A 13,054-nucleotide genomic window follows, 5' to 3' on the forward strand; every position below is an offset into this window, starting at 1 on the left:
ACCATGGATGCATCCACATTTCGACGGCCCATCCCGGCCCGACACCGACCGGACCCACCACCATGACGGACGCGTTCACGTTCAGTTTCACCACCACCCGCTTCGACGAGGACTACTCGCCGTCGGCAAGCTCCCGGATCACGACGAACTTCGCCAACCTGGCCCGGGGCGAGCACCGTCAGCAGAACCTGCGCAACACCCTGACGATGATCAACCGTCGGTTCAACGACCTCGCGCACTGGGACAACCCCACCCGGGAGCGCTACGCCGTCGAACTCGAGATCGTCTCCGTGCAGCTGGAGTTCACCGCCGAAGGCACCGATCAGCGGTTCCCGCTGCTCGAGGTCCTCGACACCCGGATCGTCGACCGACACACCGGCATCCGCCACCAGGGGATCGTCGGGAACAACTTCTCGTCCTACGTCCGCGACTTCGACTTCAGCGTGCTGCTGCCGGCGGCGAGCGGCGGCGGCAAGCCCACCGTCCCCCACGACTTCGGCGATCTGCACGGCAAGCTCTTCCAGCACTTCCTCGACTCGGCGGAGTACCGGGAGCGCTTCCCGGCGTCGCCAGTGATCTGCATCAGCGTCTCGACGAGCAAGACGTACCGCCGGACCGGGAACCACCACCCGATCCTCGGCGTCGAGTACGAGCAGGACGCGTTCTCGCTCACCGATGAGTACTTCGCGAAGATGGGCCTGCAGGTCCGTTACTTCATGCCGGCCGGCAGCGTGGCGCCGCTCGCGTTCTACTTCCGCGGCGATCTGCTGGGCGACTACTCCAACCTTCAGCTCATCAGCACGATCAGCACGATGGAGACCTTCCAGAAGATCTACCGCCCCGAGATCTACAACGCGAACTCGGCCGCCGCCGACATCTACCGACCGAGCCTGGAAGCGCAGGACTACTCGCGGACCCAGATCGATTACGACCGTGTCGAGCGCAGTCAGCTCGCGGTCCAGCAGGGGCTGTACACGAAGGAGCACTTCATCGAGCCGCACAGGGACGTGCTCGAGCAGTGGGCCGCCGGCTACGCCGCCCGAGTCGCATGACCGCCGGGGAGTCGTCGACCGCGAACACGCTCCTGCCGACCTCGATCGTCGGCAGCCTGCCGAAGCCGTCGTGGCTCGCAGAGCCGGAGGTCCTCTGGTCTCCGTGGAAGCTGGAGGGTGATGCGCTGGTCGAGGGCAAGCAGGATGCGCTGCGGATCGCCGTCCAGGAGCAGAGCCGGCGCGGCATCGACATCGTCAGCGACGGGGAGCAGACCCGCCAGCATTTCGTCACGACGTTCATCGAGCATCTGAGCGGAGTCGATTTCGACAAGCGCGAGACCGTGCGCATCCGCGATCGCTACGACGCGAGCGTGCCGACCGTCGTCGGGTCGGTCAGTCGCGAGCGACCCGTGTTCGTCGAGGACGCGAGATTCCTCCGCGCCTCCACGGATCGGCCGATCAAGTGGGCCCTCCCCGGTCCGATGACGATGGTCGACACGCTCTACGACGCCCACTACCGAAGCCGCGAGAAGCTGGCGTGGGAGTTCGCGACCATCCTCAACCAGGAGGCGAAGGAACTCGAGGCGGCGGGTGTCGACGTCATCCAGTTCGACGAGCCCTCGTTCAACGTCTTCTTCGACGAGGTCCAGGACTGGGGTGTGGCCGCTCTGGAGAGGGCGGCAGAGGGACTGCGCGCCGAGACCGCCGTGCACATCTGCTACGGCTACGGCATCAAGGCGAACACCGACTGGAAGGCGACCCTCGGGTCGCAGTGGCGGCAGTACGAGGAGTCGTTCCCGCTCCTGCAGCGGTCCGCCATCGACATCGTCTCGCTGGAGTGCCACCACTCCCATGTCCCGATGGACCTCATCGAGCTCGTCCGCGGCAAGAAGGTCATGCTCGGGGCCATCGACGTGGCGAACCAGGCGATCGAGACCCCCGAGGAAGTCGCCGACACCCTCCGCACGGCGCTCACGTTCGTCGATGCAGAAAATCTCATCCCCAGCACGAATTGCGGAATGGCACCGTTCCCCCGAGACGTTGCACTGAAGAAGCTGAGCGCGCTCAGCGCGGGAACGAACATCATTCGTGAGGAGCTGGATGTTGAGCAGCATTGAGTCGGATGCCTCCGCCGCCGTCGACCCGACGGGGGCGTCACAGCACGGCTTCTCACCCTCCCTCTCCCCCGACGACTTCAAAGCCCTGTTCCGCGGGCACCCCGGAGGCGTCGCCGTCATCACGGCGGATGCGGGCGATGGGCCCGTCGCCCTCACGGCGACCTCGGTCTCGTCGGTGAGCGCCGAGCCGCCGCTGCTGATCTTCTCGATCTCGGCGCTGTCGTCGGCATCCGATGTCCTCTCGCGCGCCGAGACCGTCGTCGTGCATCTGCTCGACGCGCAGGACCTCGAGGTGGCGAAGCTCGGCGCGACCCGCGGCATCGACCGCTTCGCCGAGACGCACCGCTGGTCCCGCCTGGTCACCGGCGAGCCGGTCTTCCGCGACGTCCGCGCCTGGGTGCGCTGCGCGGTCATCGATCGCATGGATGCCGGGACCTCCACGGTCATCGCTGCTCACGCCCTCCAGTCGCACATCGAGCGCGATGTCCACCCGGGCGGACCCGGCGACGCGCTGGTCTATCACAACCGCACGTGGCACCGGCTGGGCGAGGACTCCCGCATCGAGGACTGAATCGCTCGATCGGCCGGCCGGCGCCGCGCGACGCGGGCCGCGCCGCGGGTCGCCACCCGTCGGCTCAGTGGAGCGTCTCGCCCCGCGCCAGCATGGCGACATACTCGGCGACGCGGGCCGCACGCGACTCCGGCCGCTTGAGACTGCCCACACGGAACGCCATCGCGAACCGGTTCTGCGCCGACTGCGCCGCGAACGCCGCCGCGATCGCCGGATCGGCGTCGAGTGCCGCCTTGAGCTCGGCCGGGATCTCCCCGTCGCTCTGGCGATAGGCGGCGTCCCATCGTCCGTCCGCCTTGGCACGGTCGATCTCACGCTGACCGGCGGGCCGCATCCGCCCCGCCGCGATCAAGCGAGCGGTGTGCTCGATGTTGACCTTCGACCACACGCCGCGCGGCCGGCGCGGGGTGAACACCTGCAGGAAGTAGTCGGCGTCCACCGACAGCTTCTGCCCGTCGATCCACCCGAAGCACAGCGCGACGTCCAAGGCTTCGGCGTAGGTGATGCCCGGCTTGGCCGACGCCACCTTGCGCAGGCGCAGCCGCACGCCGTCGGGGCCGGGATCGGACTCGAGCCAGCGCTCCCACTCCTCGACGGTGTCGACGCGCAGCTCGGGCTTGGCAGATGTGGCGACCATCCTCGAACCGTAGACCCTCGCACCGACAGCATCCCCCTCGCCGACGGCGCTCGCTCCGCGACGGCGCGTCACCGCAAGCGCTCCCGCACGCCCTCCGCTGCCTCCCGGTGTCGGGATCGCGTCAGTCCGCGCGCTCGAAATGGATGTGTCCGCGCGCCTCGCCCTCTGCCGGAGGGTCGTAGCGGAGCGACGCGGCCTTGCCGACCGAGATGTACGGATGCACTGCGTCGAAGTACTCATCGCGGGCCTGCCCGCTCAGATACGACCCGCGCTGGGCGAACTGAAGGAGCTCTGCACTCTCGCGGCTCGCGAAGTGGCTCGCCTGAACGACGGCGGACAGAGCTGCCGCGCGTTCTGCCGCGGTCGCGTCGGGCGGCAGGATCGCGATCACCTCACCCCACTCCCACGGGAAGAAGGCGTCATCCGTCGCCCGGGGCTCGCTCCCCGGCGACTCGGCATAGATGACCCAGGCCTCGAAATCCTCAGCCGCCATAGTCGAATGGTAGCGAGATTCCCCGTCGCCATGGGGTCGTCGACGGGTGCGCGACGGCGGCGCCGACCGGCGCTCAGCGCGCCGGGCGCCAGTCGTGCTGCGCGCGGAAGCCGAGCTGCTCGCGGATCTTCCGCGTCGACATGAGCGACTCGAACTCGCCGAGATCGTCGGCCATGGGCGTGCCGGGGAACCACTCCTCGGCCAGCCGGCGCGACGGAATGCTCAGCCCGGACTCCGGCGCCGCGACGTTGTAGACCTCGAACCCGGGCTTGGCCGCCTCGAGCGCGAGAGCGACGGCCAGGGCGCCGTCGCGCGCGTCGACCCACGACCCGACGAGGTCCCGGCGGTAGGTCGGGTCGTCGGCGCGCGTGAACGTGTCGTACTCGTCGGGCGCGACGACATTGGTGAACCGCAGTGCCGTGATCGACGTGCCGTCGCCCCAGCCGACGAGCTGCGCCGCCATCGCCTCCTCGACGACCTTGCCGAGCCCGTAGGTGTTGTGCGCGCGCGTGAACGTCTCGTCGACGGGAAGGCGCTCGGGCGCCTCGTCGAACGGGAAGCCCATCGCCGTGATGCTCGACGCCGACACGATCGTGCGGATGCCGGCTCGATGCGCGGCGAACATGACGTTGAACGAGACCGCGACGTTGTTCTGGAAGGTCGCGGCGTCGGGGACGACCCCGTTCACGGGGATCGCGGCCAGGTGCACGATCGCGTCCAGCCCGTCGTGCCGCGCCGTCACACCCAGGAGCGCGTCCAGAGTCTGCCCGTAGTCCGTCAGATCCACCCGAGTGAAGCCGAATCCCGCCGGTCCGACCACGTCGAACCCGATGACGTCGTGCCCCCGCTCGGCGAGGACCGCGACCGTCGCCCGCCCCAGCTTGCCGCCGCTGCCCGTGACTGCGATCCGCATCCGCCCACTCCCTCGTCGTGCGATTGAAACGTCACAATTCTATCCCTACACTGAAGCGGTGCCGGACGCGCGCGCGTTCGGCACCTGCCCCGACGAAGAGGAGCCGCCCATGACGGATCGATGGAGACCGCTGCTCGCGGACTATGTGCGCACGGCCAGCGAGCAGATGATGCGGGAGCCGTCGGGGATCCTCGCGCACCCCTACACGGTTCCGAGCTCCCCGGACTCGCCGTACTACTCCGACACGCTGTGGGACTGGGACTCGTGGTTCATCTCCGTCGCGCTCGGCCAGGTCGAGGCCGACACGGGCCAGGAGGGGCGCTTCGCCTCCTACGAAGAGGGCGTGCTGTGGAACTTCCTCGACCACACCGACGAGGACGGCGTGATGCCGATCCTCCTCAAGCCCGACGGCCCGCTCCTGCACGGCGACCCCGGCCGAGCGGGCGGCTTCTCGCAGAACATGCACAAGCCGATCGTCGCGCAGCACGCCGCGCTGCTGTCGCGGCGCCGGGGCGGCGCCGAGTGGATCCGCGACCGGATGCCGGCGCTCGAGCGATTCCTGGAGCGCTACCTGACCAGTCACGTCCACGAGCCCACCGGTCTTGCGTACTGGCAGACCGACTTCGCCATCGGGGTCGACAACGACCCCTCGGTCTACTACCGACCTGATCGCAGCACGGCCTCGATCTACCTGAACTCGCTCCTGTACCGCGAGCTGCTCGCGTTCGCGTACCTGCTCGAGGGTCTCGAGCGCGTCGCCGACGCCAACCGATGGCGGGGACGCGCACAGGATCTCGCGGACGCCGTCAACACGCACTGCTGGGACGAGCGGGACGGCACGTACTACTCCGCCGACATCGCTCTGCGCGACGTCGACCTCGACGACTGGCTGCACCGAGGCGCACCGCGGTCGTGGTCCTCGGTGCTGCTGCGGGTCGACAACTGGTCGAGCTTCCTGCCGATGTGGGCGGGCATCGCGTCGCCCGAGCAGGCCGAGCGGATGCTGGAGCGCTACCGCGACCGTCGCACGTTCCACGCCGCGTACGGCGTACGCACCCTCTCGAAGCTCGAGAAGATGTACAACCTGCGCGCCTCGAACAACCCCTCGAACTGGCTCGGTCCGGTGTGGGGCATCAGCAACTACCTCGTCTTCCGAGGCCTGGACAAGTACGGCTTCGCCGACGACGCGCGCGAGCTCGCCGAGGCCACCGTGGCACTGTTCGGACGGGATCTCGAGACGAACGGATCACTGCACGAGTACTACCACCCCGACACCGGCGAGCCGATCATGACGCGGGGCTTCCAGAACTGGAACTTCCTCGTCCTGAACATGATCGCCCACCTCGAGGACCGCCCCGCGGTCTGGGAGTACTGACCCCGCGCGGGGCACGCCCGTCAGCGGGGCTGGAACCCCTGCGTGCTGGCGCGCGGGACGAGCGTCGGATCGAACATCCGGTGCGGATCGTCGATCGCCGCACCCTCGATGGCGTCGAACAGGACGTCGACGACGGCCACTCCGAACAGCTCGTGCCGCCCGCGGACGGTCGACAGCGGGATGAGCGAGGCCTCGGCGAACTCGTTGTCGTCGTACCCGACGATCGCCACGTCCTGAGGCACCGAAACGCCGCCCAGCACCAGCACCTGCATCAGGCCGAGGGCGAGGAGGTCGTTGACGGCGAAGATGCCGTCGGGGCGCATCTCGGGCGGGCGCGCCATCAGCGCCTCGCCGACCTCGTGGCCACCGCGGACGGTGCGGTCGCCCATGTCGATCACCTCGAGCGTCACGACCCCGGATGCCCGAGCCGCCTCGCCGGCCCCGGTGAGACGGTCGGCGACCTGGGGGACCATGAGCGGCCCCCCGACGAACGCGATGCGCCGGCATCCGATGTCGATGAGGTGCTGCATGGCCTGCCGCCCGCCGGACACGTCGTCGAGCGACACCGACGGCTGCTCGGGCGAGCTCGCGCGCTGGCCGACCAGCACCGACGGCGTCCCACGCCGCCGCACCTGGGCGAGGCGCTCCTCGATCGGCAGGTGCGACGAGACCAGCAGCCCCTGCACCTGGTGCTGCTCGAAGACCTGCAGGTACGCGTCTTCGCGATCCCGGCTGCGGTGCGAGTTGGCGAGGAACACCGAGACGCCGCGTTCGGTCGCGCGGCGCTCGACGCTCTCGGCGATCTCGGCGAAGTACGGGTTGCTCACGTCCGGGGCGATGTAGCCGATCACCGTGCTCACTCCGAGTCGCAGCTGGCGCGCGGCGTTGCTGCGGACGAATCCCAGCACCTCGATCGCCTGGCGGATGCGCTCCGCCTTCTCGGGCGAGAGCCGCTCGGGGTGGTTGAGGTAGTTGGAGACCGTGCCGACGGCGACGTCGGCATGGATCGCGACTTCACGGATGCCGACCCTGGCCATTCAGCGACCTCCCGTCACGAGTGAACACTCATTGTACAGCCCCTCAGCGGCGCGGAATCATGCCTGTGAACGTTTCAATCCACCCGCGACGACCTCACCCCGACGCATCCGCGACGCGGTCGATGCGGCGCCACCGCGGCTCGTCCGCCACGCCGCCGACCGCGCGAACGCCGCCGACCAGGTCGATCGCGACAGCATCGCCCGGATCGTCCGCGTGCGAGGCCCGCGTGAGGGTCACGCGTCCCGGCTCGACGATCCTGGTGCCGGCGAGGCCCGTGAACGCGAGCGCTGCCGCCGGGATCTCGACGCGCCACGCCTGCTCCTCCCCCGGCTCCAATTCGAGGCGGCGGAACGCGACCAGCTGACGCACCGGACGCACGACCTGCGCGACCTCGTCGGTGGCGTAGAGCTGCAGGACGTCGGCGCCACGGCGCGAGCCGGTGTTGCGCACGGTCAGCTCGAGCGCGATCGTGCCGTCGACCGGCACCTGCGCGGTCTCGACGCTCGGGGTGCCGTGGTCGAAGGACGTGTACGACAGTCCGAACCCGAATGGGTAGCGGGGCGAGGGGTCGGCGCTGCTGACCTCGGATGCACCGCCCAGACGCGGATGCAGATAGCCGGCGGGCTGCGGGCCGTCCGGGTACGGTACCTGCACCGGGAGCCGCCCGGACGGGTTCACCCGGCCGGTGAGCACGTCGGCGATCGCGCGCCCGCCCTCCTGCCCCGGGAGGAAGGCCTGGACGACCGCCGCACAGCGCTCGACGACCGCACCCAGAGCATGGGGCCGCCCCGTGATGAGGACGAGCACGACCGGGGTCCCCGTGTCGACGACCGAGGTCAGCAGCTCCTCCTGCACGCCGGGCAGCGCCAGGTCCTGTCGATCGCATCCCTCGCCCGACGTGCCCGCGCCGAACATCCCCGACTCGTCGCCGAGCACCAGGACGGCGACGTCGGCGGATGCCGCGGCCCGCGCGGCCGCGGCGAATCCGGAGCGGTCTTCTCCGGTCACCTCGCAGCCGGCCTCGGTGACGACGTCGTGCGGCCAGAGTGCCGCCAGCGCCTGCGCCGTCGTGGGGGCCTCGACGCGCGCATCGACCCCCGGATGGCGCGACAGCACGTGCTTGACGAACGAGTAGCACCCGAACACCGCGCCGAACCGATCGGCGTTCGGGCCGATCACGGCAAGGCGGCCCACGCGGGCGTCGTCCAGCGGCAGCACACCGTCGTTGGCGAGCAGGATGACGGACTCCTGTGCGACACCCCTCGCGAGGGCGCGATTGCCCGGCGCGTCGAGGTCGACCTCGAGGTCGCCCTCCTCTCCCGGCGCGGGCCCGATCAGCCCCAGCTCGCTCTTCTGGCTCAGCACGCGACGCAGCGCGCGATCCACGACCCGCTCGTCGACGTCGCCTCGGCGCACCGCGTCGGCGAGGGGCGCGAGGTAGGCCGAGCCCGTCGGCAGCTCGACATCGATGCCTGCGTTCAGGGCGATCGCGGCCGCCTCGCCGGCCGACCCCGCCACGGCGTGCATCGTCTCGAGGAAGGTCACGGCGAAGTAGTCCGCGACCACGGTGCCCTCGAAACCCCACCCGTCGCGCAGCACTCCGGTGAGCAGTTCGGCCGACGCCGCGGCGGGCACACCGTCGAGGTCGGCGTACGAGTTCATGACGGATCTCGCCCCGGCGGCCAGCGCACGCTCGAACGGGGGCAGATAGACGTCCGCGAGCTCGCGCAGGCCCACCGAGACCGGGGCGTGATTGCGCCCGCCCCGCGACCCGGAGTAGCCCGCGAAGTGCTTGAGCGTCGCGACCCGGCCCTCGGCTTCGAGCCCGCGCACGTATGCCGCGCCGATCAGCCCGACCACGAGCGGATCCTCCGAGATGCACTCCTCGACACGACCCCAGCGCGCATCGCGGACCACATCGACCACCGGGGCGAGCCCCTGATGAACACCCAGGGCGCGAAGATCGGCGCCGATCCGCCGGGCCATCTCCTCGACCAGGTCGGGATCGAACGCGGCACCCCACGCGAGCGGCGTCGGGTAGGTCGTCGCACCCCACGCGAGCACCCCGGTGAGGCACTCCTCGTGCACCACGGCACGGATCCCGATCCTCTCGGACAGGTCGCTCTGCTGCGCCCGCAGCGCCGCCAGCCCGTCCGCGACACCCAGAGGCACGGTCCCCCAGTGCCGCGTCAGCTGACCCAGGCCCCGACCGCTCGCCTCCTCGAAACGCCGGGCGGACTCCAGCATCCGGTCCTGCATCGGGGCCACGCCGTCATCGGCGCGCGCGCCGGCCCACAGTCCGACGAGCTGGGCGAGCTTGGTCTCGAGATCCAGCGTGGCGATCAGCGCGTCGATCGCTCCGGGCTGACCGCGATCAGCCTCGTGATCAGATTGTGACGTTTCATGATTCACGGGACCATCTTGGGCCAATCCACGCGCTTCGGGGATGCTCGAAGCCACAAAAATGCGGAAATCGCGGTTGACAGCGCTTACCCGAGTCCCTAGCATCCAATCTTGAAACGTCTCAAATGGGGCGCCAATTTCAAGGAGGAAATGTGTTCACAGCAGAACGACGGCGTCTTCGGAAGCCGATGCTCGCCACCGCGGCTCTCGTCGGCACCGGAGCTCTCGTGCTCACGGGATGCGCCGGGGGCGGTGGCAGCGCGGGCTCGGATCCCGATGCCCTCGAGTTCCTGAAGAACGCCGAGAACACCACCACCGAGCCGGTGCTGCGCGCCCTCGCGGACAGCGTGTGCTCCGACCAGGAGGCGGCCATGCCCCTCGAGGTCAACTCGATCCCGCAGGCCGAACTCGACGCACAGGTCCAGCTTCTGGCCACGCAGGACGGCCTGCCGCCGATGTTCTCGGCCGGCGGCAACCCGGCCGAGGGCGCCAAGCTCTGGGATGCGGGCTACCTGCTCGACTTCGACGAGGCGCTCACCGACCTCGGCGTCCGCGACAAGGTCGCCGAGGGCGCCGTCTCGACCATCGAGAAGCTGTACGGCGGGGCGTTCAACTTCCTGCCCTTCCAGTACAACATCGAGGGCATCTTCTACAACACGGCGATGTTCGAAGAGAACGGCTGGGCCGTCCCCGAGACCTGGGATGACCTGGTCGCACTCGCCGACGACGTCGAGGCCGCCGGCTACACCCCCTTCGCCGCCTCGGGCGAGCAGGGCTGGCCCCTCACCCGCCTGGTCAGCGGATACCTGTTCCGCTCGCTCGGCCCGGACGCCCTCCAGAAGGTCGCCGACGGCGAGGCGAAGCTCACCGACCCCGAGTACATCGAGGGCGCTGCCGCCATCGCCGACCTCGGTGCCGCAGGCTACTTCGGCGACAACGTCACGTCGCTGGACTACGACGCCGCGACGAACGAGTTCCTCACCGGCAACGCCGCGATGATCTACATGGGCAGCTGGCTGCTCGGCAACATCAACAGCGACGCCAACCAGATCGGTGCGGACAGCGTCGGCTTCATGAAGTTCCCCGCCGTGTCCGGCGGCGCCGGCTCGATCGACGAGTACCCCTCGAACGTCGGCCTCCCCGCCACCTTCGGCGCGAACACCTACACCGACGGCGTCGCCGACTGGCTCGGCTGCATCGTCGAAAACTACGGCAACGAGGCGCTCCAGCAGGGCCAGATCACCGGCTTCATCGCCGATGAGCCCGCCGACCTGCCCGCGATCTCGCAGACCGTCGCCGACGAGATCGCCACGGCGACCGACAGCGTCCTGTGGTTCGAGGCTCTCTTCAACGCGAAGGCGAGCAACATCTCGTCCACCAACGCGGCGCTGCTGGTCACCGGCCAGATCACGCCCGAGGAGTTCATGACGCTCGTCCAGGACGCCCTGGACGAGGGCTGACCCTCACGCCCCGGTGCGCCCGCGCGGGCGCACCGGGGCCCATCCCGGTCGCGCTGCTCCGTCCGCCGCGACCGCCCCCATCCGCTCTGCCCTGAAAGGCCGCTCGCCATGAAGTCCGTCCTCGGCGACCGCAAGGCGATCACGCTCCTGCTCACCCCGGCGCTGGTCGTCTACACCCTCATCATCCTCGTCCCCGTCCTGTGGTCGTTCGGCCTGACCTTCTTCACCGGCAACGTGCTCAGCGGCTTCGAATTCAACGGGATCGAGAACTTCACCCGTCTGTGGGGCGACCAGTACGTCCACGACGCGTTCTGGTTCACCGTCCGCTACGCCCTGCTCGTCACCCTCTTCCAGGTCGTGCTCGGCTACGGCCTCGCGCTGCTGTATCACTTCGTACTGCGCAAGTCCTCGGTCCTCGTGCGCACCCTGGTCTTCTTCCCGGTGGTCCTCCCGACCGTGGCGATCAGCATCCTGTACCAGAAGCTCTTCCAGTCCGCGCCGTCCGACGGTCTCGTCAACGAGCTGCTGGTCAACGTCGGCCTGTCCTCGGTGGACTGGCTGGGCTCGGGCGCCACGGCGTTCGTCGTCGTCGTGATCATGGACGTGTGGCGCTCGGTCGGCTTCTACGGCGTCCTGGTCTTCTCAGGCCTGCTCGACATCCCGGACGACATCATCGAGTCCGCGCGGATCGACGGCGCGAAGACGTTCAGCCTCTTCCGCCACATCGTGCTCCCGATGTCGCTGCCGATCCTGTTCGCGTCGTTCATCTTCAGCATCAACGGCACGATCAAGGTCTTCGACTCGGTCTTCGCCCTGACCGGCGGCGGCCCGGGCAACTCCACGACGCCGCTGACGCTGTACATGTACCGCACCGCGTTCCAGTACAGCGACTTCGGCTACGGCTCCACGATCGCGCTCCTGCTCACGATCATGAGCCTGATCGTGACCCTCATCATCTTCCGGTCGTCGCGGCGCGACAACACGGTCTAAGGAGCGCTGATCATGACCAACACCCTCGAGACCACAGCCGTCTCCACCAGCCTGCGCTTCGAGCCCCACCGCCGGACGCCGTGGGATCGCGCCAAGCACGTGCTGCGCCGCGTCCCCGCCTGGCTCACGATCACCTTCCTGATCGTCGTGACGGCGTACCCGCTGTTCTGGATGTTCATCAACTCGCTCAAGTCGAACAGCGACTTCCTGAGCAACCCCTCGTACGCCTTCCCCGAGGTGTGGCAGTGGGAGAACTACGCCATCGCGTGGGAGACGGGCAACCTCGCCACGACCATCACGAACTCGATGATCGTGACGTTCCCCTCGCTGCTGCTCATCGTGATCCTCGGTTCCGCGGCGGGCTACGCGCTCGAGGTGCTCGTCTTCAAGGGCCGCGCCGGCGTGCTGCTGCTGTTCCTCGCCGGGATCATGATCCCGCTGCAGATGATCGTGCTGCCGCTGTTCAACGCGTTCTACCAGCTGGGCATCAACAACTCCTACCTGCCGATGATCCTCATCTACACGGCATCCGGTCTGCCGCTGACGGTGTTCATGATGGCGACGTACTTCCGGGCCATCCCCCGCGAGATCTTCGAAGCGGCGACGCTCGACGGGGCCTCGATGATCCGCGCGTTCTTCGCCATCGGCTTCCCGATGATGCGCAACGCCGTCGTCACCGTCGCCATCGTGCAGTTCTTCCTGATCTGGAACGACCTGCTGATCGCCCTGATCTTCGGCGGCAAGCGCGACCTGAACACGATCCAGGTCGGCCTGCTGAACTTCTCGGGAGAGTACGGCGCGATCAACTACGGGCCGCTGTTCGCCGCGATCTGCATCACGGTCGTCGGCATCCTCGTGCTCTACCTCTTCCTGAACCAGCGCATCATGAAGGGCCTCGCGGCCGGCGCGGTGAAGGGCTGATGCCGGTGCCGGCGGGTCGCGAGGACGGCACCCGCCGGCGCCGCCGAACCCGACGCACGTGCGCGTCACCGACCTGCCCGCACCACGGATGCGGGACCTCCCCATCCCCAGAGATCCACCCCTCTGAGAACGATTCACCCCTC

12 protein-coding genes are annotated in these 13,054 nt (G+C 68.8%); 7 read left to right on the forward strand and 5 right to left on the reverse strand.

Features of this window, described 5'->3' with window-relative positions; genetic code table 11:
• Positions 1 to 62 precede the first annotated feature (62 nt).
• Genes P0L94_11730 through P0L94_11740 form a run of 3 tightly spaced genes read left to right on the forward strand, consistent with a single transcriptional unit; the run spans position 63 to position 2,681 of the window.
• On the forward strand, positions 63 to 1,052 hold the full coding sequence (locus tag P0L94_11730) for a DUF1852 domain-containing protein (protein WES63125.1): 990 nt from the start codon (positions 63 to 65) through the stop codon (positions 1,050 to 1,052).
• Positions 1,049 to 2,110, forward strand: coding sequence for a methionine synthase (locus tag P0L94_11735; protein ID WES63126.1), 1,062 nt, complete (start codon positions 1,049 to 1,051; stop codon positions 2,108 to 2,110). Before P0L94_11730 ends, P0L94_11735 begins: the two co-directional genes overlap by 4 nt.
• Entirely contained in the window at positions 2,094 to 2,681 is a 588-nt protein-coding gene (locus P0L94_11740) for a flavin reductase family protein (protein WES63127.1), read from the forward strand. The genes P0L94_11735 and P0L94_11740 overlap by 17 nt, the downstream gene beginning before the upstream one ends.
• Before the next feature lie 64 nt (positions 2,682 to 2,745).
• Here P0L94_11740 and P0L94_11745 read toward each other — a convergent pair whose 3' ends face one another.
• From P0L94_11745 to P0L94_11755, 3 genes are all read right to left on the reverse strand, one after another.
• Positions 2,746 to 3,318, reverse strand: a complete 573-nt coding sequence (locus P0L94_11745; GenBank protein ID WES63128.1) for a YdeI/OmpD-associated family protein — start codon at positions 3,316 to 3,318, stop codon at positions 2,746 to 2,748.
• Between the two features lie 121 nt (positions 3,319 to 3,439).
• The gene (locus P0L94_11750; GenBank protein WES63129.1) at positions 3,440 to 3,811 is read right to left on the reverse strand and encodes a hypothetical protein; all 372 of its coding nucleotides are present in this window, start codon (positions 3,809 to 3,811) and stop codon (positions 3,440 to 3,442) included.
• A 73-nt stretch (positions 3,812 to 3,884) separates the two neighbouring features.
• Entirely contained in the window at positions 3,885 to 4,724 is an 840-nt protein-coding gene (locus tag P0L94_11755; protein ID WES63130.1) for an NAD(P)-dependent oxidoreductase, read from the reverse strand.
• A gap of 109 nt (positions 4,725 to 4,833) precedes the next feature.
• Between P0L94_11755 and P0L94_11760 the strand changes: the two genes are divergently transcribed.
• Positions 4,834 to 6,099, forward strand: coding sequence for a trehalase family glycosidase (locus P0L94_11760; GenBank protein WES63131.1), 1,266 nt, complete (start codon positions 4,834 to 4,836; stop codon positions 6,097 to 6,099).
• A gap of 20 nt (positions 6,100 to 6,119) precedes the next feature.
• Here the strand turns inward: P0L94_11760 and P0L94_11765 are convergent, their stop codons facing one another.
• Together P0L94_11765 and P0L94_11770 are read right to left on the reverse strand one after the other, a co-directional pair.
• Positions 6,120 to 7,136 carry a substrate-binding domain-containing protein gene (locus tag P0L94_11765; GenBank protein WES63132.1) on the reverse strand — a complete coding sequence of 339 codons (1,017 nt, stop codon included), beginning with the start codon at positions 7,134 to 7,136 and terminating at the stop codon, positions 6,120 to 6,122.
• A 94-nt stretch (positions 7,137 to 7,230) separates the two neighbouring features.
• Entirely contained in the window at positions 7,231 to 9,549 is a 2,319-nt protein-coding gene (locus tag P0L94_11770) for a glycoside hydrolase family 3 N-terminal domain-containing protein (GenBank protein WES63133.1), read from the reverse strand.
• A 143-nt stretch (positions 9,550 to 9,692) separates the two neighbouring features.
• Between P0L94_11770 and P0L94_11775 the strand changes: the two genes are divergently transcribed.
• The 3 genes from P0L94_11775 (at position 9,693) to P0L94_11785 (ending at position 12,911) form a co-directional block, all read left to right on the forward strand.
• Positions 9,693 to 11,000: an extracellular solute-binding protein gene (locus tag P0L94_11775; GenBank protein WES63134.1), complete on the forward strand. Its 1,308-nt coding sequence runs from the start codon at positions 9,693 to 9,695 to the stop codon at positions 10,998 to 11,000.
• 108 nt (positions 11,001 to 11,108) lie between these two features.
• Positions 11,109 to 11,990, forward strand: coding sequence for a sugar ABC transporter permease (locus P0L94_11780; GenBank protein ID WES63135.1), 882 nt, complete (start codon positions 11,109 to 11,111; stop codon positions 11,988 to 11,990).
• A gap of 12 nt (positions 11,991 to 12,002) precedes the next feature.
• On the forward strand, positions 12,003 to 12,911 hold the full coding sequence (locus tag P0L94_11785; protein ID WES63136.1) for a carbohydrate ABC transporter permease: 909 nt from the start codon (positions 12,003 to 12,005) through the stop codon (positions 12,909 to 12,911).
• The last annotated feature ends 143 nt before the right edge of the window (positions 12,912 to 13,054 follow it).

Source organism: Microbacter sp. GSS18 (genome assembly GCA_029319145.1).
Classification (GTDB): domain Bacteria; phylum Actinomycetota; class Actinomycetes; order Actinomycetales; family Microbacteriaceae; genus Microbacterium.